Raw genomic sequence first — 22521 nt, forward strand, 5'->3', positions numbered from 1 at the left:
TAAATTGCAACGCGTGACCAGACGAATTGTCCGTGATCACAGAAGCTTGCACGAGCAGCAGCATGCTCAAATCCTGCTCCGCACGAAAGATCACACTGATGACCGCGAGGTTGTCCAGGCGTCGGCTGGAAAGTTGATAGCGCCCTGAAAATGGAAGGATGCGAAAATGATGAAGGTAATTAAGGCGAGTCTCTTTGCCGCTCTCCTTAACGCAACAGCAGGTTCTGTCCTCGCTGCTGACGCAAAGCCCACTGTCGTGCTTGTGCACGGGGCCTTCGCTGACGCTTCGAGCTGGAATGGTGTCATCAGCGAGCTAGAGAAGGACGGCTTTCCCGTGGTAGCCGTGGCAAACCCTCTCCGTAGCGTCAAATTCGACGCCGACTATGTCCGGCGGGTCGTCGCCGGGATTGAAGGTCCGGTTGTTCTGGTCGGGCACTCGTATGGTGGCTCCGTCATCAATGACGCGGCGGTTCCCAAGAGCAATGTCAAAGCTTTGGTTTTCGTGGCGGCTTTCGCTCCGGAACGCGGTGAAACGGCGGCTGAGCTGTCGGGCAAGTTTCCCGGCAGTACCTTAGGCTCGTCGTTGGCCAAGCCCGTCGTTCTGGAAGGAGGCCAAAAAGACCTATACATTGAACAGTCTAGGTTCCACGAGCAGTTCGCCGCTGATGTATCCACTGCCCAGGCCGACCTGATGGCTGCAACCCAGCGCCCTATAACTGAGGCGGCCCTTTCTGAACCGTCGGTGAGCGCGGCGTGGAAATCAATTCCTTCCTGGTTCGTGTACGGCGACGCCGACAAGAATATTCCCCCAAAGGCGTTAGGTTGGATGGCGGAACGAGCAGGTTCCAAGGGCACCGTCGTGGTGAAAGGCGGCTCGCATGTCGTAATGGTCTCCAACCCCACCACGGTTACCCGTCTGATCGAGGACGCGGCTCGCCGAGATTGAGTTCGCCGGTGCGTGGGCTCATGAGCTTAGCGTCGCACCTGAATGGCAATGTAAGGAGCAGAAAATGTTCAACGACAGCACGATAAGCCGCCGAAGCTTGGTGCTTGCTGGCGTGGCTGGTGCCGCAGCCGCCTCTCTGCCACTCCTCTTATCGAGAGCCGCTGTAGCGGCCGAAGGTAACGACATGAAGACAGACACCCTCGGGGCCCCGAAACAGGTGAGAGCAGGTGTCCTGGAAGTGGGATACTATGAAATCGGTCCTTCAGACGGACCAACAGCCATCCTCCTGCATGGCTTCCCATACGACATCCAGAGCTATCGCGAGGTTGCGCCACTTTTGGCATCCAAAGGCATCCGCGTTATCGTCCCGCACCTGAGGGGGCATGGTAACACTAGGTTCCTTGACGCAGATATTCCGCGCGCGGGGCAACAAGCCGCTATCGGACGAGACCTCTTGGACTTGGTGGATGCCCTGAAGATCAAGAAGGCAGTATTCGCCGGGTACGACTGGGGCGGAAGGGCAGCGTGCGTTGCCGCGGCTCTATGGCCTGACCGATGCTCAGGCCTCGTTTCCGTCAACGGCTATTTGATCCAGGACATCGCGAAGTCGGCGCAGCCCGCTCCTGCCGGGGTGGAGCGCGGATTCTGGTATCAGTTCTACTTCCAAACTGAGCGGGGCAGGGCGGGGCTGGAGGCGCATAGAAAAGAAATTGCCGAGATCATGTGGCATGACAATTCCCCTACCTGGCGCTTCGACAAGCCAACCTTTGAGCGAAGTGCGGCGTCCTTCGAGAACCCGGACTACGTTGATGTGGTGATCCATTCCTACCGTCATCGTCTGGGTGGCGCTTCGGGCTACCCTGAGTATGCGGAACTGGAACGGCGACTTGCCCAACAACCTGTCATCACCGTGCCGACTGTTACCCTCGACGGTGATTCCGACGGGGTCGTGGCCGCTACCGACGGAACCGCCTCCGCGAACAAGTTCTCTGCTAAAAGAGTTCATCGGGTCGTGAAAGGCGTTGGGCATAACCTGCCCCAGGAAGCGCCACTTGCCTTCGCAGACGCTGTGCTGGAAGTCGCCTCACTAACCTGACGCTGTGTGGATCCCTGGTTTTAGCTGCGGCTTCGGAATGGAGGTGCGCGTTCCGCAGGGTCGACGCAACAGCGGGCCCAGGGTGACCCTGCTGTCGCGCGACCTTGCACCGATCAACGTTGTGGTTGCGCTCTAGGCGGAAGGAAGCCTTTTGCTGAAGAAAGGTCGGGCCACGGGAGAACCGTTTCTCCCGCGACTTTCCATCCGTTGTCCTTCTTCACGAGACGCAATTCATAGAGGGCAGGATCTGCATGCTGGCTCATTCTCCTGTAGAGAAGCGCAGTTGCTTGGTTACCTTGCTCCTCAATGTGGAGGATACGTTTTTCTGTCGACAGTGGTTCCTCTCCAGCGTCTCGGCGGGAACGGAATTCGGCGAACATCTCGGACTTCGAGAAGCGCGCCACCTCACCCTCAGCGGTCAGAACGAGAAAGCCGAGATCATCGGTGTAAAGATCGTCCATCTCGTCCATTCGATAGTGGCTGCCCGTGTCCGCGAGCCGATCAATGAATTCTACTATTTCCTGGTTCAATTTGCTCATCTTCTCATCCTTTCACGTGATAGACATGCCGCCGTCGACGTTCAGCTCAATTCCGTTGACGAAACTTCCCGCGTCAGAAGCAAGGAAGAAGGCGGCGTTTGCTAGTTCTTCGGGCGTCCCAAGGCGACCTGCAGGAATGGTGCGTGCTAGCTCTGCCTCAAGGGAGGGCCGGTCCGCGTCGGAGATACCCAACTTGCTGAGGATTGCTGTGTCTGTTGGCCCCGGGCTCAGGATATTGACACGGATCTTCCGGTCTCTCAGCTCCAATGCCCAGTTGCGGGCGAATGCAGCTATCGCGGCTTTCGTCCCGGCATACAGAGTGTGATTGGGCAGAATTTTGGAGGCGGCAAGCGAACTCGTAATCACAATACTGCCGCCGTCCCTCATAACTGGAAGGATTTCTTGAACCCCGAAAAATACTCCGCGGGTATTCACCGCGAAATGCTTGTCGTATTCATCCGGTGTTACTTTATCGGCCGTCGTAAGGTTGATAATCCCCGCGTTCGCGATGTAGATGTCAACCGCTCCGAAAAGCTCTCGAACTTTCGAAGCCACCGCCGCATGATGTTCCAGATCAGCCACGTCACCTTGGATGCCAAGCGCGTCATGTCCAATCTCCTGAACCGCATTTTCCAGGACATCTTGCCTTCGTGCGGTGATGACAACCTGGGCTCCTTCTCTGGCGAACATGGCGGCGGTAGCCTTGCCTATGCCGCTGTTCCCGCCCGTGATGACAGCAACCTTGTTTTTCAGCTTCTGCATTGCCTTCTTACTCCGTTGTAATGCACGGTATGTAAGCTGCATGCCCGACCCTCATTAGAACTCCAATTGGCACAGGATCTCTTCCTTCCAGGCTCAAATGACTAACTTACTCACCGAAACAGCCAACCTGATTGCCTTCGTCAGGACAGTGGAAACTGGGTCTTTCAGTGCCGCGGCAAGGCATATGGCGACGACACCCTCGGCTATTTCAAAGAGCGTCGCACGCATTGAAAGGGTCCTCGGCGCGCGTCTATTCTTGCGTTCGACGCGTGCTCTCGTGCTTACCTACGACGGGCAAATGCTTTTCGATCGCATCGCACCGCTGCTGAGGGAGCTGCAATCCGCAGGTGATGTTGTTGGGGGGCAAACGGGGCTTTCCGGTAGGCTCAAAATCAGTCTTCCAAGCGAGATTGCACGCGTCGTCATGGACGCCTTGCTGAAAGACTTCGCCGCGAGTCATCCCGACCTGAACATGGTCGTCGGTGTCACAGATAGGTTCGTGGACGTTATTCGCGAAGACTACGATGTCGTGTTTCGCGTCGGCCGTGTCCCCGAGAGCGAACTGATCGCAAGGAAGTTATCCGAGATGGAGATGGTGCTTGTCGCGGCTCCATCGCTTCTGAAGCGTTACGGCAATCCGATGAACATCGAAGACCTAGCTAGGTTGCCCTTTGCAAAATACTACGTCCCGGGCGGACCATTTGAAGTCCTGTTCTCGAACGGTAGCAGGATTGCGCCGGGCGGTCCGATTGAGTGTGATTCCGGATTTGGCCTACAGGCTGCCGCCTTGCATGGTATAGGCGTCGCACATCTCATGAAGTTCGTTGTGGCGGACGATATTGAAGCTGGGCGTCTGGTGCAGCTGCTTCCCGAGCTGGAGCTGCCCTCCCTTCCGCTCAACGCGTTGCACGGGTTTCGTCGTTCTGTACCGCTAAGGGTGCGGGCAATGTGCGAGTTCATTGCCAACGAAATTAATAATATCTCGCGTCAATGATGCGTACCTGACGGGTGATCTCGGAGGCGGTCCTCTCCTCCATGGGAAGCTGAAAACCACCAATCCAGCCATTGACGTGGCACAGGTATACCTAGGTTTCCCTCGACAGCACCGGGCCAATGGATTGTTCTTCATCTTGTCTTGTCGGCGAAAGGAGAGAACATGTCAGTCCGGGCAAAATATAAGACCAGCGCGACAGCGACCGGAGGAGGGCGCGACGGTAAAACCGCGCTCGCCGACGGTACGCTCGAACTGCAGCTTGTCGTTCCGAGAGAGCTTGGCGGATCGGGCGGAGACGGCGCGAACCCAGAAAAGCTCTTCGCGCTCGGTTACTCCGCCTGCTTCCTTGGCGCATTGCGGGTTGGCGCATCGGAGCTGAAGTCAAAGGTTCCCGAGGGCTCGACGGTGTCCTCCACCATTGGAATTGGAACACGCTCTGAAGGAGGTTTCGGCATTACGGCAGCGCTTGACGTTTATCTACCCGGTTTGAGCGAACCAGACGCCAAGCATCTTGTCGAGGTCACGCATGGAATCTGCCCTTATTCGAACGCTATCAAAGCAAGTGTTGATGTCGACTTCACCATCCGGACCTGATCGTGTCCAGCAACGCTCCATTTTGGAGTCGCGGCCGTCCTCGGGACGGCCGTTTGGTCTAGGGGTGTCGCCGTAAAGAATTTGCATGGATAGGGAATTGGGCAAGTTCGCCAAATCAACCTAAACGAGGGTTTACCTTGAGACATCGCCAGGAATTCTGTTCATCGAGTCAACGAGAGCGGAGGCGGCGATGTCTGCGATAGAACCTGACAGGCACGGTTCAGCCATTTCTTTCCGAGGGGCAGTGGCGGCCATTGTTTGCAGTGGCATCGAGTTCTACGATGTAACGCTATTTGGGATTTACGCATTCGCGATCGGTCATACGTTTTTCCCGAACTCTAATCCCCAGCTAGAAGTGTTTGCCGCTGTTGCGGTTTTCGGTGCCGGGTTCATTACCAGACCCTTCGGAAGCCTGATAATTGGTACCTATGCCGACAGAAGGGGAAGGCGCTCGGCTCTCGTTCTGACTGCAACCTTGATGGCCGCCACCACCCTCATCATAGCTTTGATGCCGAGCTACGGACAGGTCGGCATTTTCGCTTCGGTCGCAGTGGTGATCGCCCGTCTAATACAGGGCTTTGCCTTTGGCGGGGAGGTCGGTCCTTCGACCGCGCTCGTCTACGAGCTCGCTCCCTTGAACCGGCGGGGCCTCTACGCCAGCTGGCAGCCAGCCATCCAAGGATTGGCGACGATGTTCGCGGGGGCATTCGGCCTAGCACTCAGCGTCTCGATGTCCCCGGTATCTCTTGTCGATTGGGGCTGGCGGCTTCCCTTTCTGATAGGTTCCGTTGTGTTGCTGATCGCTCTGGTCCTCCGTCGGAGGATTCCCGAAACACTGTTTACTGCTGACCGCCACGATGAACGGAGGGTTACCCAGGAGATGATTGGTTTGGTGGTCGGGTATCCGAAGGTTCTGATAGCTATCTTAACCCAGATCGCTTTCGGTACGATTGCCGTCTACGTATGCGCCTACATGAACACATACATTCTCACCACACTCAAAATGCCCGCGCAGATGTCCTTTCTGGCAACAGCCCTAGTCGGCCTCTTCATCTGCATCGGCTCGGTTGCGGGTGGAGTCCTCGCTGACGCCCATGGTTCGCGTTCGATCATCTACATATCTCGCGCCATTCTGTTGATAACCGTCTATCCACTTTTTTGGGCCGCGGAGGGATCTCTTTATGGTGTGATCCTCCTAAGCACCGCCCTCCCGTTTCTGTCGATGTTAAGTGGAGGAGCTAGCTTCGGTGCGATGATGGCTGCGTTACCCGTTGCGGCGAGAAGCACCGGGCTGTCCCTAAGCTATGCGGTGGTTGTCTGCGTATTCGGAGCGTCGCTGCAGTTCGTTCTGACACTGCTGATTTCGAAGACCGGAGATGCTTTCGTTCCTGCATACATCATGATGGTTACAACAGCCGTGGGAATGCTGGGGGTACCTTGGCTGGAGGCCAACAACACATCGCGCAATGGAGCGATATCTCCGGCGTGAACCGAGATTTTCGCTACCGCTGGAACCTTGCGATCCGCACTCTCAGCTGTTTGCGCCAGGATCTGGTCCAGAGGCTAGCTTTTCGTGTGACGCCACTCTCTTAGCGCTCGGACGGCTTCCTGAATAATACCGCGGTTCTCCGTGGAGTGATGAGTCGGAAAAACCACCCGCCGAGCCTCTCCTGGTTCGAGCTTGAGCATTCCTCCGCCAAGTGGATGGCCTTCCAGTTCGCAGCTCAGCTTTACGAAATCTGATCCCCAACTTGGCAACCTTAACGTCGCGGAAGCCGGATTGATGATGTTCACCGCGAGAATGCTGTTCGTACATACTGCCCCGGCCTCGTTGCGCGCGAGGCGGACCTCTGCACCCGACATATACTGTAGGAAATAATCCGGCCGAATGACACCTGGGACAGAATACCAAGCTGCCCGAGTCCGGCACTTATACCGAGCTCGAGCGATAAGACCGCGGTCACTGTCCAGATATTTCACAACGGAGTCCGGCACGGGTCCCGCTGAGAGACAAAGCAGGAGAAATTGCTCGTCGTTAATCATCCATTCCTTGATGGTGCTATCTTTTACTGCATCTGTCTGGAGATATTCGCCTCTCCGTACGGTCGGAAGCAGATACTCGCTGGGAATGCCAAACGAACGCGCGGAGGTTGGAGACAGGTGAAAAAAGTCGTTGTCCCCCGTGATGTAACCAATGCTGATTTTCGCGAAGTCACCGAAACGCTCCGTGCCTGAACGCAGGCTGTATTCCTGGTAGAGAGCCCGGCAGTCGCGCGAAATTAGAAACGGCCGCAAGCGACCCTGCCAATTGATTTCAAGGTCACGCCAACTTACCCGCTCGCCGGAAGGTGGCGGACGATCACATGGCTCAAAGCTGCTGACTTTGGTGAACTCGATGTGGGTTGTCCTCTCGCCAAAGCCGTCGCAGTGGAGTAGCCAGCAATCCTCCGACAATTTAGGGAAAAGCTTTCTTTGTACGGCGACAACGTTAACGGTCCTGAAGTGCTCGACGAGATACTGCAAAATTGGCTTAGCGTAGGGGGCGTGACCTATTTCGGCGGGAACAACGAAAGCCATTCGCCCTCCGACCTCAAGGAGACTGGCTGTTGCAACCAGGAAAGCAGCCCAGGTCGAACTTAGACTGCCAAGCTTTACGCCTTGCGCTGCGCAAATGTTCTCGGCGGCAATTTTGGTTTTTCCCTTGAACTTTTGGAACCGAATGAAGGGCGGGTTCCCGGCTGCGCAAGGAAACCGTTCCTTCGTGACCAGAGCCCACTGGAAGAAATCGGTGTTGTCGATTGTGGCGGTTGGTGCTCGCTCCCTAGCAAGCAATGCCGCGAACGGGTCGTGTTCAATGCCCCTCGAATTCGGATGATGTCGGACAATTGCACCGTCACCGCAAGACGGGTCGAGCAGACGGTCGCCAGGGTCGTAGACAACCCAGCGGACGAGGGATTGGGCTACATGCTCCGGGGTAAAGAATTGACCTAGAGGTTCGGCTTGAACGCCGTCCAGAGAGATAAATTTCATGGGGAATCAGGACAGCCCTACGAGCTTGTCGTAGCTGAAGTTGCCGATAATCAATTGTGGGCTGAATTGTTGGAGCGCGACAAGAGCCAATGAACGATTGGAGGAAAATTTTCCTTTTGCGCCCATGAACTGCTTATAGGGGATTTCGTTCCGCCCGCATCTATCTCAACATGTCGTGCGCAAATCTACAAACTGGCAAGCGGGGCAGGCATGTTTGCAAATGTTCCCAGATTAAGTCCATCATTCGAAATTGTGAGCGGAAATACTAGGGTCCGATAATGAAGATTATTGGACATTAGGTGGTGTAGATAGGGCTATATTTAAGTTTTGAACTTAGTCACATTTAGCTTCCATTGCCGATGTGCTCGTCCAGGATTAGACCGTGCTATGGGATAGACCGGATTCGCGTGACAGTCGCAAGCCCGCAGTGCGGGCGAGAGACATCTATATCCCCAGAGCTCTACAGTGATACTCTGAAGGTGAAATACGGAACTTCCATTGAGACGGGCGACGATGTCGCGGTTGTTCGCAGCTACAGAGCCTCTTGCGAAGGTTTTAAGCCACTTCGGCATCGACGCGCGGCGGACGGCGGATATAGGACCTCCTGGATTCAATAGATTCCCAAATTTCTAAACCTCGTTAACTGCATGATCTCATGGTGGAAACGCCGTGGCCGAACCCGGAAGTCCACCAATTTTTCACGGCGTGCGGCATCGAAAATAGTTCGAAATTCGAATTATTTAGATACGAAGAATGCTTCAATCCTCAACACCGTCATTCGTTCGACGATTGCGTCAAGGCTTGGCGTCTTTGTGCCGCCCTGCGACACGCAGCGCCGACGAGATTTCTTGTTATCTTTAAGGTAACGCATCTGGTTAACGATTATATGGTAGAGGCCCCGAAGACATCCCCAAGAGCCTTGAAGTCTGTTGAAATGGCAGGATTCGTTCCGGACCGTCATTTTGATGACTGGACCCCGAAGAACACGCCCGGTTCATACCTTGCTTGGCGCGAGCGCGATGGCTTCCACACGCGAATGGAAAAACTTGGCGATGGCGGCGTGGTATTTTGCAGCTACTATGCCGAGTTGCGGCAGGAGTGCGAGATCTGGCTTCTTGGTTCAGTCCAGTCGCCTGGCCAATATCCGCTAGTCCTCAGGTCGAGCCGCGGCGATGGGCTTGCTCCTTTCACGCTCGATTGGAACTCGGAGAGTGGGACCAACCCTGGATATCTGAACAAAGAGTTCGTGGCGGCCCGTGGTTCCGCAACAGGATTTCGAACATACGTTCACTATACCCTTCATGATTGTTGCGGGGTAACGCAGCATTGTGGCCCTTCGCCTTTTTCAAGCTTGTCGTGGATCAGGTCCAGTTTTTGCCGCGGATTGCTCAACCGACGACGGTCCGTTTTGGTGCGGCACATGCAACGCCCCGGTGATTAGGATTTCAGCTCATAGAGTCCGTGGCGATGATCTCAGACTTCGACGACACGTCCCGGCATTTTTCTGACTTGCAAAACATCAACAGCACGGGTGAGGGTGTCCAAACTCGGTTCGGGGTGCAGTTGAAATAATTATGCGGGAGGCGGATGCGGTAGAAGATCGCGTTGAGCCAGAATTCCGAGTCGTGGATGGCAATGTGACGTTTCGCAGCGATATCCCGATGGCCCTCGCAGGGAGGAGAGAACATGTGCGCCCGGACGAGACGCTCGGTCCAAGGCTCGGACGGATTATGAGAGAAGGGCATCTCGACAGCTATCTTAGGTCTGCGGTGGGATTGGCAAAGATCTGGAACGCCATCGATAGCGCGGAAAACAGAAATGAGCTCAGGCAACTGGTGCATCTAGCGGACAAAGATAACACGATCTCATGGTCGAATTTCTCGTTCTCGCCGCCTCGATATCTGAGCTACTCCGTGAAGTAAAGAAAGCGAACCGTCATTCTATGGCAGTTCTCGTCCCCGTGCAGGAACTGCACGAGTTGAAAGATGAATGGATTAAGGTCGAGTGTGCCGTCGCGCGGACAACCGACAAAAAACGAGATATCAGAGTCTCCCCGATATTGTTTGTAAGACCGCAAGTAGCTGGAAGATTGGCTCAAGATACGTAATACATCGCATTTGGGAACTGGCGACTTGGTAGGGAAAACACTTGGAAGTCGCAATCTGGTTAGGGAATCGTCTATCAGAAGGTGACTCTAAACGTCGAACGCCTGGCGCAGATTGCTCCTATCGCCGTTCCTGGCGAAGCGGGAAATGTGTGAGACGCCGACGCGGGACAGTGCTTATCCTAACCCGTCATTCGTTCGACGATTGCCGCAAGGCCTTGCGTCGTCGTGCCCTCTGACGACCAGCCTTTTGCAAACGAGATGTCGTTCGAGTCCGGCAGTTGATCTTTGGTCAATGTACGTAGCTTAATACGCGCGGGAATGGCGGCAGCTTCCCCGACAAACAGTGCCTCTTGTCGCGGCAGCGACGAAAGAACTTTTGTCATGCCAGCAAGGCTGTCGGGTAGGATGCGTGAAACGTGTTCCTGGTCGCTGCTATTAGCCAAGCGTAGGACAATCCATGAATTGCATTGAGAAATCACCGTGTCCTCGATATCGGACGGTCTTTGAGAGACGAGCATCAGGCCGAGACCGTACTTGCGGCCCTCACGGGCCAAGCGACGGACTGCTGACTGGGCAACCTCGTACTGGGCGTCGCCCCTGTTTGGCACATATCGATGCGCCTCTTCGCAAACGAAGAGCATGGGATCCTTCTCTCTATCCTCACGCGTCTGATGCAGCTTGTATTGGAAAAGGAGGCGTGCAATCGCACCGGCAAGGGGACCAGCCACTTCATTCGGAAGGCCAGAGATGTCGACGATCTTCAGGCAAGCGTCGGCGGCACCATCGATATTCAAAAATTGACCGAGAATATTGGCCAAGGTAGGAGAGTCGCCACTATGCTCTTCCATCAAAAACCGGACGCGTGGGTCAGTCGTAAGCACGCGAAACTTATTCAGGATCGAAACATAATCCTTTTGGAAGTCGGACGGTGTCACGTCGACCCATGCACCATTGTTCCACCGCTTCGCTTGTCTGCCCTTTATGTGAGCCAGAAATTCTGCCAGCCGGAATGGCCTCGGCTTATCGCGGTCGAATGCCAGCAGTTGTTCTTCCGTGATGCCTGGCATTGGCATCGGCTGCTCGGGATGCTGGCCCGCTGGTAGGTCGCCTGGGATGTCACCGATAGCACTTCGCGCGAGTCCTGCCGCGACCATACGGGCGTGGGCAAGCGCCTTGTAAACGGTATTGGCCTGAGACGTCGCTTCGAACTCCGTTTTTCCGATCACCAGGGATCGGAACTCATCGCTCGACATCAGCCAGTAGGGTAGCTTCAGTGTCGCTATGCCCGCCGGGTTCTGGCCCAATGCGTTATAGGCTCTGAATACCTGAGACTTGCCATTGAATGCTGCAGCATATTCGCCATGAGGGTCAATGAGAACTATGCACGGACGGGTCGGATGATCAGGTTGACCTTGATGCTCCAGAACGGAATGAAGTACAGCTGCGACCGCGCTGGACTTCCCCGAGCCGGTCGATCCGAGTATTGCGCAGTGATGACCAAAAAGTTTATCTACATTTGCCCGGCACGACACCCTCGTTGTGCCGACGTAACTTCCTATTGGAACAAGCCGGTCGACACCGTCCTCTGACGACTTTTCCGCACTCGCGAAAAGTCTATCGGTCTCTTCCTTGGTGATCAGGTGGACCGCCTGGAGAGGGAGAGGGTAGGTCGACACGCCTCGCTTAAAGGACAGCTTGTCCTCGGCGGCATTGAACCATGCTTCTCCTAAAAGGTCTGCCTCGATCACCCTGCGGTCCTGATCGACGGCTTTCCTTTGTGGAACCGAAAGGGCTGCGGCCTCTTCATCCGACTGGAGGCGCAGCAACCGCACGGTTGCGAAGAGTATCCGCCGTCCCGCGTGCATCTTCACGATGCTGCCGATCTGGCCAACGTCATAGACGCGACCACTGTGGCTTCTGGTTAGTTCTGTTATGTCGCGCTTCAGCGCGATCTTCACGGCGCTTCCGGCTACCTCAAAAACGATTCCGATTTCCAGATCAGGGTCTAGGGCAAACGCGCTCATGCCATCGCCTCCAGGATGTCCTTCGGTAATCCGCTTGAAAGAAGCTTGGAGACCCCCTCGAAAGTCCACCAGCTTCTCGTTCCGTCTGGGGCAGGGAAGAATGGCCCTTTCTGACCCTGGTAGAGGCCCTTAGGACTGGCGATGAAAAGCCGTTGTGCCCACGATTCCGATTGCCATTTGCGCAACGTCGGAGGAAGTTCGTCCTTCGGTTCATCGCTGAAAGCGACGACGGTAAGCTGGTTTTTGGCAGAAGCCATCGCGATCTCGAACTCGGCGTTTATGTGGTCGTCGCCGAACGAATAGCCACAGGCAAGAACCACATGATCATTGCCTTGAGACAGGCGCTGCCGAAACCTCTGAAAGATCTCCGCAAATGGGTCGCGTTGGGTGTTCACGTACTTTGTTGCCTGCGGATAGATCATCACCGACCCGCCTTCGCCAGGATATGTGTCGCCGTTGCGAACGCGCAGCATGTTCGGACTACCTGAACTCGGCTGATACCAGTCGATTGATCCATGTAGCTTCGAGACGATGGCTCTGGTCCCGGCGGTCGCGCTATAATTTCGGATATTCCAAAAGCCGACCCCACCTCCCACGAAGCCGTCTTGAAACTCGACTCCGGTCAGGGCAAGGGCGTCTTCGATCAGTGTGTCGTAGTTCGTTGTAAAGAACTCGACCGGGGTTCGAACAAAATCCAACCCGGCGCGGTTCGATCCGAAGACCGCCGAAATGAATTGCTTGTGGCCGACGATGTCGACGATCGACTTGCCGTTGGTGCCGACCACTTCCGGATCGGTTATGGCACCGTCCGCGTCCTTACGGGCGGCCTTGAAGCCCCACCGGACAGCGGCGGCGATTTCACCGATCAGACCGCGGTGGACCTCTATCAATTTATCCTTCGAAACATGCTCGCCACTGATCATGATGCCACCGGTCCGCGACCTAGCCGCAATCGAGATCAGATCGCCCAGGTGAGTTAGATGGTGCTCAATGTGGGAATTCGCACCGCAATCGTCCTGAATAAACGCGAGGATCCGCAAGGCGGCAGGATCCTCGTGAAACAGCTCGCTTCGGGCAACTGCGAGCACCCGTGCCGTCAGAGCGTACATGAGGGGAATATTAGCCGGGAAGCTGACGCCTGCACCCAGAAGCCATGTCTGCTTAGGACTGCTTAGATGCTTTTCGAATTGTTCAGCCACGTCGACGTCGATCGTCATTGCAGCATTCCCCCAGTTTTGCTCCCCGTTCGCGGCGCAACCATCGGTATTGCTGAGGGATTCGTCAAGAATGGATGTGTGGTCAAGGCAATCAAGCGTGCTGAGGCGTTGCGCCTCCGGTCGTCTCAGCGGCTATGGATTGCCACGTCCTCTGCGCCGGGTGTCGCGCGAGGGGATGATAAACATCCAATAGGCGAAACCGTGCGCCAAGGGCTAGGATTGAACGCGACCGGCGGCTGTTGCGGCACACAACAGTCTCCAGCGATCTACGCTTGACGGCGGTGAGCGGTGACGCGAACATTTTTGTATCGTGTCAGGAATAATTACGAAATGATGCTCGTGACGGGAGGGCGACGTTTCCTTCAGAACCATCATCGCTTGTCGGAATCGGCGGCCGCAGCGGCGCGAGCAATTCCGCAAGCCTAGGACCCGACAATCGGCGCTCGGTTTTTTGCGCTTGGGCTATCGCGAAGACGACGGCCTGATGAGATCGCAGGGGGTAAGTTGTGCGTTCATGCTCGGTCTTGAGGAGGAAATCGACCTCGTTATGAAGCCCAAGTATTCTTTCGATCAGCTGAGGTGCCAAGGGGTCGAGATGGCGGCCTGGAAGCACATATAGCCACCGGCTCATCCCGTAAGCGCCGATCATCTTGATCGCCAATTGTTTAGACCGCTTGCTGCCTATCGGCATCCTCCCACTCTTCGGAGCGACCTAACGGGCTTTTGTCGAGTGGGCGAAGAAGCTCATCCAGTTTCGGACCGGTCAGTTTCCCCTCCGTTTTCAAAGCATGGGCGAGCTGCAGAAGGATGGGTTTGTGAGCGTTCAGGGCGTCTTTGGCTTTGCGATATTCAGCCCTCAGAATAGTGCCGATCTCCCTGCGTAGATCCGGTCGTCGTTCCAGAAAGCTCGGATCAGACGAGTCCACGAGGTGGATGGGCATGAAGCTTATTACCGTGCCCATGCCGAAAGTCGCTACCATCCGGGCAGCTATCTCCGTTGCCGAGGCGAGATCGCTTTCAATCGAGCCACCGGCAGAAGTTGAGCGGTCTCCGCAGATGATCTCCTCCGCAGCAAGGCCCGCCAAGCCGACTGCTATTTCCGCCCGAAAGGCGGTCGCGGTCTTCAGCATCGTAGTGGGCTGATGGACCTTCGTGTTTCCATGCGAATAGCGGTTGTCATTCGCGATGTAGTCGAATGCGTAAACTTCAACCGAAACTATCTCGCCAACGTTCAACAGTTTCGCGATAATCGCATGGCCCGCTTCGTGGACACAAACCCGCCAAATCTCTTGCTCGGTAAGGCGAGGGCGCTTCGGCAACGCCCGCTCCAAGTCGGTGGGTTCAACCTGACGATTGTCTATGCGTGCGAATTGGCGCACTTGCCGAGCTAGGTACTCAAGATCGGCACCCGTGTATCCAGGTAGTTTTTCCGCTACGTCTAGAACCGACAAATCGCCGGATAGCTCGGGCAAATAGAATTCAAGGATGGCGATCCTGTCGTCGATGGATGGCGCACGGATTTCGACATGCCGTTCCAGTCGACCCGCGCGAGTGAGGGCGGGGTCCAGTCGATCCGGTAAGTTGGTTGCGGCCACGATAATCACACCCTCGCGGCTGATAGATCCATCAATCGCTTCGAGCAGGGCCGTCACGACCTCCGTGCAGTATTGAGAATTATCGCCTGAGAACCTGCGCCGGTCGCCGACCGCGTCGACTTCATCGATGAAAAGGATAGCGGGAGCCATCTCTCGGGCTTCGTTGAAGTCAGCATTCATGGCCTTCAGGAGATCTCCCAAATGTCCGCGGGACTGCCATTTGGCCAACGAGCAGGGGACAAAATGGGCGTTACATTCAACAGCGAGCGATGAGGCGAATGTTGTTTTGCCTACTCCTGGAGGACCGTAAAGGAGGATGCCCCTGTCTACGTCCGCCCAAGAGAGCTTGCCTTGACGCCAAGCAGAGAGGTCGTGTTTCAGCTGCGTGCCCCAACGACCGGTCTCTCCGAACGCCTGCATTGGGAGGACGTTTTTGTCAGACGCTACCTGAACTCGCTGACGCTGCAGGCGTTCGATAGAGAGCGAGGCACGTCGCCCGCTTCTGAAAATTCCGTCAAGCAAGGCGGGTTCTTGCTGGCGCAGAAATTCTTTCTGATCGGCTGAAAGTTTCCCGGCATTCATCAGACGAGCCAAGCCATCAAGATGGGCATCCTGCATCGGTTTCAGGTTCATGACCGCGTCCGCCATGGCCTCGATCACTGGGTGGAGATCCGAACCAATATTCGCAAAGATGATAATCTTGCTTGCTCTCAACATATCCTTAGGAACAGATTCCCATTTACCCTTCTTGTTTCTTTCGGGATGGGTGAACGCGGCAAACTGGGAAGGCCGGTTTTCTGTCGATCCGAGGCACAGGGCTGTAACGGTATCGAGATCGTCCAAAACCCAGTTTCGCGGCACTCTTACGATTAGGACGAAGGTGTGCGCGCTTAAGAAGGCTGGAACCCGCTTCAACAGTTGGATGAACGCGCAGCACTCCAGGAAGAGGCGGGGTCCTTTATCAAGAGCTTGGAAGGCAGCGTTCCGCCGAAAGGTCAGTGGCATCTTGGAGCGCACCTCATCGACTCTCTTCGCGGCTTGCATCATTGCGGCGATGGCTGCGTCGAGCAGCTCGCTGTCATATTTTTCGGTCACGACTGGAGCTCCTGTTGAACCAGGAGCGAGCCAAGGCTGTACCAGCGATTGGTCGTGCGGGCGATGCCGAGAGACTGATCAATATAGATCAGCTCCGATGTAACGCCGCCTTTGCCATCGTGGATTGATGGGTGAGAGTTCATCGTACCAAGCAGACAAGGAACTGCACGCCTCACGATGATCCAGTCGTCAATCGTAACCGCTGGATAGGGAAGGTGCCCTTTGGCCAAAGAAGTGAGATCTGCCGCTAGCCTGCTATACGTTGCGGCCATCTCCCGAAGACCGTCGGAGTAGAAAGTTGATGTGAAATCCATTTGCTGATTCTCCGGTTGGTTTCGAAAACAGAAAAAATTTCATACAGAAAGGCACGATTCGTTTCTGAAATGCAAATGTATTATTGCTTTATAGGTGTTTTGGTTTGGAAAATGCAAGCTATGTTGACATTTTTCCTGACGCGGATGTTTTTGGACGGATGGCATTGTCATTTGATCCCTCAACGCTCCGAGCTGCGCGCGTTCTTGCTGGCTTAACGCAGGAAGATTTGGCGCGTCTTTTGAAGATCTCGGTACCGTTTTTGCGCAAGGCGGAAACAACGCCTGAAAAGGTGACTATTGAGACGCTTGAGAAGATAAAGGTTGCGTTGGAAGAGCAAGGAATTGTCTTTATCCACGAAAACGCCGGGGAGGGCCCAGGCATTCGGCGTCGCAAGCCTAACGAGAATAAGCCGGACACGCGCTCAAAGGATGGCTGACAGCTGCTCGGCGGTCTAGCTTACAAGAGAGACTCATTCCCAATCTTCAAGGTGTCCGCTAAGACTGCCCAACGTTCGTTTGAGCAGGGGTATGGTTACATTGTTCATCGATATTCCGACGACAAGATATCTTAAAGAATTTCCTCGGCGGAGCTTATACGCTCGACTTTCCCGCATCGATTTCCTCAGTGATCGGCCATATCGTCGTGCATCCTTCGAGTTCGACGGCATTGATGCGCGCTCAGTTGACTTGGCGACCGACGTAAAAAAGGAACTTTTCGACGGCCGGGAGTTCTGGGCATTCGGTCTGGTGCGGATTGTAACGACGCCTCATCGTTTCTCCGAAGTGCTTGGATCACCCCCGGTCATTGGCGGATGGTATCACCTGGAACTTGAGCCGGGCGTCCTCCATAAAGGGTTGATGTCCTGGCATGCTCAGCTTGGGCCGACCGGCTACTATGATCAGTCACGAGGCTCGACGATATCCGGATCACCATTGGAGGATCCGCTAGACCCCTCCGACCGGCCAAGGCCTCGCAGCCTCGGTGCGGCGGCAAGCAGGCAAACGCTTCCCCAGAGCATCGCAGAGCTTTCCAAGGTTGCGACGGTATCATCTGACATTACGGTCCTCGAAGGGATTTTGGCGCAGATACAAGTGCCGGAAACCATTGTCGTTCGTGACGTGGGCCAAGCGTGCTTCACATCCTTCTTGACCAAGGATGGTGACGCCTACCTCCACTTTGACACCGGTCTCCCGATCTCCTTCAACGGACATACAGCACCGAAATCGATCAATGTACAACCGGCTAAACAGCAAACCGTTATTCTATCCCACTTCGATTGGGACCACTTGCATGCTCCCTATTCGATCCCAGCGTTGCTTGACGCGAAGTGGATTGTTCCTTCTCAGAAGCTGGGGCCGGGGGCCGCGCGGCTGGCCCTTATTATAGCGAGAAGGGGTGGTCTTCATGTTTGGCCAGCCAGGCACGCCTACAACTCCGCGGCAGTTTCGGTAGCTGAATGCTCCGGCACCGCAGGAAATGTGAATGACACCGGGCTGGCAGTTGTAGCAAAGCTGGCAAGTGGTAAGCGTGCACTACTCACCGGAGACGCTGCATATTCGACGCTGCCAGCTGGCGTCAACAAACCGGTCGAGTATCTCGTCGTAAGTCATCACGGCGCGAAATGTTCTGGTGGCTTAAAAGGACTTCCTACACCTTCAGGAAAGTTCGAGAAGTCGGTTGTCTCATTCGGCTCGCGCAACGTTTACCGCCATCCGGACCTAGCAACCAAAGCGTCACACGTATCTGCGGGCCTACGTCCTTGGATTTCTACGGCGGCTGATTACCCCCATTATGGCCGGGGTGATAGATATCTGAAATAAAGGCGAACCCGCGTAGGGCAACCTTCGCTCCATCGGAGCCCCCGGCATCATGGATAGCAAGTGCCAAGAGATACCGATGAGGGCTGATGCTATCTCCTCGTGTGTCAGGAGTAATGCGTATGGTGGAAATCGTACAAGAATTGAAAGCGCAACTGGGTGAGACGGGTGCCACGTTCGAGGCGCTGCGACCCGAGATCGTCGCCCTCGGCGACCAGAAGTCGGCATTCGAGAAGGTGATAGAGGTCTACGATCCTGGCTTTGAACTCGCTGCGCCTGCGAAGGCTCGCCGTGCTTCACGAGTGGCAGAAAGCCGGAGCGGCACTGAGCTTCTCAAGGGCAGACCTGTGGCAACTGCTAAGCATATACTGACAAACGTCAGCGTATGATGTAGGGTACTCCAATGGCAAAAGCAGTGATGAGTTGGGAAATCGACTGCTGAAGCTCAGGAAACCATCCTGGCCCGCATCCTCGGAAACAATGACCTGGCGCGATACTGCGGGCGCTCCATGCTGCTTTCGGATGCGGACGATCTTTTGGAGCAACTCAAAGAGTATGCACAGTGGGTCGAGAGCAAAAACCTTGGGGTTCTGGGCTTTTCTAACCATCAGGGGCAAAGTTAAGGAGCCGCACCAGCAAACGCCGACCGCGACCCTGGATCTGGGATGTCGAGCCCACCGGAAATCGACAGAAGCGTGCTTGCAATTGCATTGATGGCGCTCCGGCTCGCGATCACCGATGTTTCGCAGCCTTGTTTAAGATGATCCACCTCTGAAAGTTGCTGTAGCGTGTCCCGCGCGAGAGCGAGCGCCGCAAGCCAGGCTGAACGGTCCCACTGCCGTGCGATGGTACCGGCGGCTCGGCTATGGTCGTGATGAAGAACCGGCCCCGTGCGTACAAGTTCGTCCAAAGCGTTCAACAGCGCTTTTCGAACATTGTTGCCGCGCGGACGGAGTAACGTACTGTTGGGATCGATGCCGGTCTCAAAAGCGTGGATAAATTCGCATAACGTATGTCTATAAACGGTGGCATACGCAGGCCGTTCGAGGACACCTTTCGAGACGACGGGTCCGGCTGCTAATTCTCTAAGCTCTTCTATGATACGCATATGGCTACTCCCCGTTCTTCATGAATAGGGTCTTCTGCGGCGGCGAATGGTGCAAGCAGAAAAATGCGCGCTCAAATTTTTGGGCCGCCATCGCCATCGGCGAACCAAACGTGTCGCGTGTAGCGCCGGTCGGACTCAATAGATCCGGGAACGACCGCACCTCTCCTTCGCCTCTGCTATGTCTGCAGGCCTCGCGAAAGCCAGTAGTGAAAGGTCTCGGTGCCTGACGCGAACGGTCTCGCTGGCAAAAGGGCGTTGCCCCTCAGTGCAACCCCGAAATAAAAGAGCTGTTGGGCTGGAAACAATGGCACGGCTATCTTCATGTGTGCTTAGGAGCTCTCGGGCTAAATCGCAAAGTTGGCTGGCTTCTGGGCCTCCGAGATCAATAGTGCGATATTTTGCTTTCTGTTGGCCTGGTTCCATGAGCAGGTAAGGGACGCAAACATTTCGCTTGAACCGGGGAGTGCCAATGCGAACCCAATGCCTGATGCCGATTTTTGAAAGCGTGCCAATAACGAACGGAAATACTCGACTTCGCGACTCAAGGTGAAGGCCATCTCACCAAGTGCCGCGAAATGCACCGAACTACATAAGCGATCCATTCTCTGGAGATGGCGTAATTTGGCCTCCCGCCGAATATGGTGCACCCCCGATGCGAACATAGCGGTTTGCGGTGTGCCTTGCGCGACTTTCGACGTTGAACGGGCCCTGTTGGATCGTGGCCTTCAATGATTGGCTTCGCAATATTCTGAATCTAATATGTAATTTTATATAGCATGGCTTGAGGATCATGAGCGGGCGACTATTCCGTTCATCTTCATAAGCCTGTTGACAACAACGGAAATTCGCCTGACCGTATTTCACAGTTGAGTTTGGAATACCCGAAATGAGCATTTTTCAAATCGATATCCGCTTTTGCGCGACCGCCTACATTCAGGCGGAAAACATCGAATCCGCCAGAGGCAAACTGGGCGAGATTCTCGGCAAACAAATCGATGCCAACAACCGCGACTGGTTTTCGTTGGAAACTTTCGACAGTCCCTTCCTTCCCGAGGTCAGCCTCAGCACTGGTATGACCGCGTATGCCCACCCGGATAGTGTTCCGGTTGTGGTCAAACTGGACACCGTCAATTCGCTGTTCGCTAATCGGCCGGAACGAGCCGTAATTGCCCAACCCCGTAACAATTTCCCTCCAAAGGGCTTGCGGATCTGGGCCGATCCGGAAATTTGGGCGACGGTTTTTGTGAAAGCCGATAGCCCGGATGAAGCTATGGGGCTTGTGGCCACGGGCGACTGGGACTTGCATCTTGAGCAATATCCGAAAGGCTTCAGCGCCGCTGATCTCGATGATACAGATTTTTCGGTTGCGATTTCGCCTTACATGAAAATCGCTGGCCTGTTCGAAGGCGGAACCGAGCTTGAGTTGCATTGGTCACAACAGGAGACGAGGAACGCTGCTAAGCAGGATGCGAGACAGCCTGGCTACGCGCATCATCAAGATCGGATGACAGAGATATTGGCGGAACTGCTGAAGGATTCAACGGGAGCGGCCGAGGACATGACAGTTGAGGAGGTCAACTCGATCTTGTCGCAACTGACAAAGCGGTTGAAAAGCGAAGCATCCGCTCAGCGATTTTATCGCTGAGCGCCGCGCACTACGTTAAATTTTGACGTCCAACTCGTGATCTTAAGGTGCCAAAGTGTGCGTGGACAATAGATCAAGTGATCCTGCGCTCTCGCGATCTGGGGTTCTTTGATGCAATTGCTGCCGTTCCGAGCCCGGGCGTCTGTCGGAGATCGGCACGCTTGTTTATGACGCGGCGATATCGTTGGTGTCCACTAGCTCGAACAATACAGCGGCGATAAGGTCCAGTGCCTGATTTTGGGTTTCCGTCAGCTCTGGATCCATATTGTCATCGCAAACGGTGCGCATTCCGCTAAGAATAACGATGCCGGTCGATACCACATTCGCTCTTGCGCTTTGGTTCCAGGTGGATTTCTTCAGAAGAGCCAGCCAATCGCCATCGGTTTCGGGAAAAATATAGTGGCGTGCACAGCTTCGAAGAACGTTTCGAAGGTTGTCTAGAACCTGGCGACGAGCTCCTCGCTTACGAGCGCGATCGGCCTCAAATTGGCTTTCCACGCTTTCAATAAACGAATGGATCACCTGCCAGAATCCTCGTAGATGCTCAACATCCGACTTTATCGCTTCGAGTGGTGCAAGCCCCTTGGGCAACAATAAGATTTCAATATTTCGTGTCATGGGCTGAATTCAAGTTGTGATACAAATATGATCTATGAATTAAGCGTCGGCGCAATAGTATAGTTTCGGCAATAGGAGATTTTGAGATCGGTCGCTTTTGCGCGGAGCCATTGACCGTCCTGTATAACCAAATTGCTCCGCCAGATAGGCCAAGTTGGGATGGATTGAATCACTGACCTGGGTTGAACAGGGAATGGCTATTAAGCAGATAGCCAGTGATCTCGGCTTAAGGTCCATCCGTTTTTTTCGCCATGTTCAAAAAGACAGACCGGGACGAGCCCAACGCGGGCTATTTATTCCAACCCCGATCATTGAGCCTGGGGCCTGCGGTTGTTGACATCGCTGTTAATAGTTCGCGGAGACAACGATTTCGAATCCAGCCGCGATCTCATCGCGCGCCTTCGAGATGAAAAGCAAGTCGTCATCTCGTTCTGACCCGTCACTCTGACAGGGGAAACGGTTGAATTTTGGAAGGTTCCTTTTCCGAATTGCACGCTCCAGCTCGTCAATGTCATGCGCATCCAACCGGACTGTGGAACCCGCGAGTTCATCGAATTTTCCGCCTTTCTGGAAATATAGCGCTTCCAGCCAACCATACAGGTCAGGATGGCGGGGCCAATCATGGACAATAGGATTGACCTCCCATTCGATGTCAGTCTGCTTTTGCAATCGTGTTGATGTTTTAGTCGCGATGATGGTCAGCCCCACTCAAGCTCTCCTATGTTGCCTGCACACCAATGCTGTTGTTCATTTGCCGTCGGCGCAACCGATTCCGCAGCGTTTCAAAGGCTTTTCGGCCCTTGCAACTTCTCATCTGATTTGTCGATTATCGTGGACCCACGGAATGCGCGTGAGCGAAAACGCTATCCGTGCCCCACCGTCGGGAATGACTTCAGCATTTTCCAGCACAAGCTTCCACGCGTCGTACGCGGCCAGAACGGTGAGACGATGAAGGAAATGCAATAGGGTCTCGATCAAAACAGGCTGCGGCACCGGATTAGGGCTTGACGCGCAGGCGT

The 22521-nt window shown here is 55.0% G+C and carries 22 protein-coding genes; 11 read left to right on the top strand and 11 right to left on the bottom strand.

Annotated features, from left to right (window positions below):
* Positions 1 to 166 precede the first annotated feature (166 nt).
* Both AGR1_RS03380 and AGR1_RS03385 read left to right on the top strand, forming a co-directional pair.
* A complete protein-coding gene (locus AGR1_RS03380; protein ID WP_149146182.1) occupies positions 167 to 946 on the top strand; it encodes an alpha/beta hydrolase in 780 nt (259 codons plus the stop codon).
* 184 nt (positions 947 to 1130) lie between these two features.
* A complete protein-coding gene (locus AGR1_RS03385) occupies positions 1131 to 2042 on the top strand; it encodes an alpha/beta hydrolase (RefSeq protein ID WP_202048407.1) in 912 nt (303 codons plus the stop codon).
* 113 nt (positions 2043 to 2155) lie between these two features.
* Here the strand turns inward: AGR1_RS03385 and AGR1_RS03390 are convergent, their stop codons facing one another.
* Positions 2156 to 2581 carry a nuclear transport factor 2 family protein gene (locus AGR1_RS03390; RefSeq protein ID WP_108081858.1) on the bottom strand — a complete coding sequence of 142 codons (426 nt, stop codon included), beginning with the start codon at positions 2579 to 2581 and terminating at the stop codon, positions 2156 to 2158.
* A gap of 12 nt (positions 2582 to 2593) precedes the next feature.
* On the bottom strand, positions 2594 to 3343 hold the full coding sequence (locus tag AGR1_RS03395) for a glucose 1-dehydrogenase (protein ID WP_149146184.1): 750 nt from the start codon (positions 3341 to 3343) through the stop codon (positions 2594 to 2596).
* A gap of 97 nt (positions 3344 to 3440) precedes the next feature.
* Here AGR1_RS03395 and AGR1_RS03400 point away from each other — a divergent pair, with 97 nt between their 5' ends.
* The 3 genes from AGR1_RS03400 to AGR1_RS03410 all read left to right on the top strand — a co-directional run bounded on the left by AGR1_RS03400 (position 3441) and on the right by AGR1_RS03410 (position 6420).
* The gene (locus AGR1_RS03400; RefSeq protein WP_149146185.1) at positions 3441 to 4337 is read left to right on the top strand and encodes a LysR family transcriptional regulator; all 897 of its coding nucleotides are present in this window, start codon (positions 3441 to 3443) and stop codon (positions 4335 to 4337) included.
* A 162-nt stretch (positions 4338 to 4499) separates the two neighbouring features.
* Positions 4500 to 4931, top strand: coding sequence for an organic hydroperoxide resistance protein (locus AGR1_RS03405; RefSeq protein WP_149146186.1), 432 nt, complete (start codon positions 4500 to 4502; stop codon positions 4929 to 4931).
* A gap of 190 nt (positions 4932 to 5121) precedes the next feature.
* The gene (locus AGR1_RS03410) at positions 5122 to 6420 is read left to right on the top strand and encodes an MFS transporter (protein WP_108081861.1); all 1299 of its coding nucleotides are present in this window, start codon (positions 5122 to 5124) and stop codon (positions 6418 to 6420) included.
* A gap of 74 nt (positions 6421 to 6494) precedes the next feature.
* Here AGR1_RS03410 and AGR1_RS03415 read toward each other — a convergent pair whose 3' ends face one another.
* A complete protein-coding gene (locus tag AGR1_RS03415) occupies positions 6495 to 7961 on the bottom strand; it encodes a type I restriction-modification system subunit M (RefSeq protein WP_149146187.1) in 1467 nt (488 codons plus the stop codon).
* A gap of 655 nt (positions 7962 to 8616) precedes the next feature.
* Between AGR1_RS03415 and AGR1_RS03420 the strand changes: the two genes are divergently transcribed.
* Positions 8617 to 9402 (top strand): hypothetical protein, encoded by a 786-nt coding sequence (locus tag AGR1_RS03420; protein ID WP_149146188.1) that lies wholly within the window; start codon positions 8617 to 8619, stop codon positions 9400 to 9402.
* Positions 9403 to 9535: 133 nt separating this feature from the next.
* On the top strand, positions 9536 to 9883 hold the full coding sequence (locus AGR1_RS03425; protein ID WP_108081863.1) for a hypothetical protein: 348 nt from the start codon (positions 9536 to 9538) through the stop codon (positions 9881 to 9883).
* A 364-nt stretch (positions 9884 to 10247) separates the two neighbouring features.
* Here AGR1_RS03425 and AGR1_RS03430 read toward each other — a convergent pair whose 3' ends face one another.
* The 5 genes from AGR1_RS03430 to AGR1_RS03450 form a co-directional block, all read right to left on the bottom strand.
* Positions 10248 to 12092 (bottom strand): ATP-binding protein, encoded by a 1845-nt coding sequence (locus AGR1_RS03430; protein ID WP_108081864.1) that lies wholly within the window; start codon positions 12090 to 12092, stop codon positions 10248 to 10250.
* Complete coding sequence (locus AGR1_RS03435; RefSeq protein ID WP_149146189.1) at positions 12089 to 13309, bottom strand: SIR2 family protein; 1221 nt, start codon at positions 13307 to 13309, stop codon at positions 12089 to 12091. Before AGR1_RS03435 ends, AGR1_RS03430 begins: the two co-directional genes overlap by 4 nt.
* 313 nt (positions 13310 to 13622) lie before the next feature.
* Complete coding sequence (locus AGR1_RS03440) at positions 13623 to 14000, bottom strand: hypothetical protein (protein WP_149146190.1); 378 nt, start codon at positions 13998 to 14000, stop codon at positions 13623 to 13625.
* Complete coding sequence (locus tag AGR1_RS03445) at positions 13975 to 15999, bottom strand: AAA family ATPase (protein WP_149146191.1); 2025 nt, start codon at positions 15997 to 15999, stop codon at positions 13975 to 13977. The genes AGR1_RS03440 and AGR1_RS03445 overlap by 26 nt, the downstream gene beginning before the upstream one ends.
* Positions 15996 to 16313: a hypothetical protein gene (locus AGR1_RS03450; protein ID WP_149146192.1), complete on the bottom strand. Its 318-nt coding sequence runs from the start codon at positions 16311 to 16313 to the stop codon at positions 15996 to 15998. Before AGR1_RS03450 ends, AGR1_RS03445 begins: the two co-directional genes overlap by 4 nt.
* 104 nt (positions 16314 to 16417) lie before the next feature.
* On the opposite strand from AGR1_RS03450, the gene AGR1_RS03455 reads away from it, so the two are divergent.
* From AGR1_RS03455 to AGR1_RS03465, 3 genes are all read left to right on the top strand, one after another.
* Positions 16418 to 16750 (top strand): helix-turn-helix transcriptional regulator, encoded by a 333-nt coding sequence (locus AGR1_RS03455; RefSeq protein WP_108081869.1) that lies wholly within the window; start codon positions 16418 to 16420, stop codon positions 16748 to 16750.
* A gap of 100 nt (positions 16751 to 16850) precedes the next feature.
* Positions 16851 to 18134: an MBL fold metallo-hydrolase gene (locus tag AGR1_RS03460; RefSeq protein WP_149146193.1), complete on the top strand. Its 1284-nt coding sequence runs from the start codon at positions 16851 to 16853 to the stop codon at positions 18132 to 18134.
* 119 nt (positions 18135 to 18253) lie between these two features.
* Positions 18254 to 18520 carry a hypothetical protein gene (locus tag AGR1_RS03465; RefSeq protein WP_149146194.1) on the top strand — a complete coding sequence of 89 codons (267 nt, stop codon included), beginning with the start codon at positions 18254 to 18256 and terminating at the stop codon, positions 18518 to 18520.
* Positions 18521 to 18750: 230 nt separating this feature from the next.
* Here the strand turns inward: AGR1_RS03465 and AGR1_RS03470 are convergent, their stop codons facing one another.
* A complete protein-coding gene (locus AGR1_RS03470) occupies positions 18751 to 19239 on the bottom strand; it encodes a hypothetical protein (RefSeq protein ID WP_149146195.1) in 489 nt (162 codons plus the stop codon).
* Between the two features lie 886 nt (positions 19240 to 20125).
* Here AGR1_RS03470 and AGR1_RS03475 point away from each other — a divergent pair.
* Positions 20126 to 20884: a hypothetical protein gene (locus AGR1_RS03475; protein ID WP_149146196.1), complete on the top strand. Its 759-nt coding sequence runs from the start codon at positions 20126 to 20128 to the stop codon at positions 20882 to 20884.
* Positions 20885 to 21049: 165 nt separating this feature from the next.
* Here AGR1_RS03475 and AGR1_RS03480 read toward each other — a convergent pair whose 3' ends face one another.
* Positions 21050 to 21502: a hypothetical protein gene (locus tag AGR1_RS03480; protein ID WP_149146197.1), complete on the bottom strand. Its 453-nt coding sequence runs from the start codon at positions 21500 to 21502 to the stop codon at positions 21050 to 21052.
* 345 nt (positions 21503 to 21847) lie between these two features.
* Positions 21848 to 22210 (bottom strand): hypothetical protein, encoded by a 363-nt coding sequence (locus AGR1_RS03485; RefSeq protein ID WP_149146198.1) that lies wholly within the window; start codon positions 22208 to 22210, stop codon positions 21848 to 21850.
* Between the last annotated feature and the right edge of the window lie 311 nt (positions 22211 to 22521).

Origin of the sequence: Agrobacterium sp. B1(2019), from assembly GCF_008274755.1 — a bacterium.
Lineage (GTDB): Bacteria > Pseudomonadota > Alphaproteobacteria > Rhizobiales > Rhizobiaceae > Agrobacterium > Agrobacterium salinitolerans.

Bases quoted from the DNA above. Each gene is read 5' to 3' on its own strand.
- AGR1_RS03380 (WP_149146182.1), top strand. From the start codon at position 167: ATGATGAAGGTAATTAAGGCGAGTCTCTTTGCCGCTCTCCTTAACGCA.
- AGR1_RS03385 (WP_202048407.1), top strand. From the start codon at position 1,131: ATGAAGACAGACACCCTCGGGGCCCCGAAACAGGTGAGAGCAGGTGTC.
- AGR1_RS03390 (WP_108081858.1), bottom strand. From the start codon at position 2,581: ATGAGCAAATTGAACCAGGAAATAGTAGAATTCATTGATCGGCTCGCG.
- AGR1_RS03395 (WP_149146184.1), bottom strand. From the start codon at position 3,343: ATGCAGAAGCTGAAAAACAAGGTTGCTGTCATCACGGGCGGGAACAGC.
- AGR1_RS03400 (WP_149146185.1), top strand. From the start codon at position 3,441: ATGACTAACTTACTCACCGAAACAGCCAACCTGATTGCCTTCGTCAGG.
- AGR1_RS03405 (WP_149146186.1), top strand. From the start codon at position 4,500: ATGTCAGTCCGGGCAAAATATAAGACCAGCGCGACAGCGACCGGAGGA.
- AGR1_RS03410 (WP_108081861.1), top strand. From the start codon at position 5,122: ATGTCTGCGATAGAACCTGACAGGCACGGTTCAGCCATTTCTTTCCGA.
- AGR1_RS03415 (WP_149146187.1), bottom strand. From the start codon at position 7,961: ATGAAATTTATCTCTCTGGACGGCGTTCAAGCCGAACCTCTAGGTCAA.
- AGR1_RS03420 (WP_149146188.1), top strand. From the start codon at position 8,617: ATGGTGGAAACGCCGTGGCCGAACCCGGAAGTCCACCAATTTTTCACG.
- AGR1_RS03425 (WP_108081863.1), top strand. From the start codon at position 9,536: ATGCGGGAGGCGGATGCGGTAGAAGATCGCGTTGAGCCAGAATTCCGA.
- AGR1_RS03430 (WP_108081864.1), bottom strand. From the start codon at position 12,092: ATGAGCGCGTTTGCCCTAGACCCTGATCTGGAAATCGGAATCGTTTTT.
- AGR1_RS03435 (WP_149146189.1), bottom strand. From the start codon at position 13,309: ATGACGATCGACGTCGACGTGGCTGAACAATTCGAAAAGCATCTAAGC.
- AGR1_RS03440 (WP_149146190.1), bottom strand. From the start codon at position 14,000: ATGCCGATAGGCAGCAAGCGGTCTAAACAATTGGCGATCAAGATGATC.
- AGR1_RS03450 (WP_149146192.1), bottom strand. From the start codon at position 16,313: ATGGATTTCACATCAACTTTCTACTCCGACGGTCTTCGGGAGATGGCC.
- AGR1_RS03465 (WP_149146194.1), top strand. From the start codon at position 18,254: ATGGTGGAAATCGTACAAGAATTGAAAGCGCAACTGGGTGAGACGGGT.
- AGR1_RS03470 (WP_149146195.1), bottom strand. From the start codon at position 19,239: ATGCGTATCATAGAAGAGCTTAGAGAATTAGCAGCCGGACCCGTCGTC.
- AGR1_RS03475 (WP_149146196.1), top strand. From the start codon at position 20,126: ATGAGCATTTTTCAAATCGATATCCGCTTTTGCGCGACCGCCTACATT.
- AGR1_RS03480 (WP_149146197.1), bottom strand. From the start codon at position 21,502: ATGACACGAAATATTGAAATCTTATTGTTGCCCAAGGGGCTTGCACCA.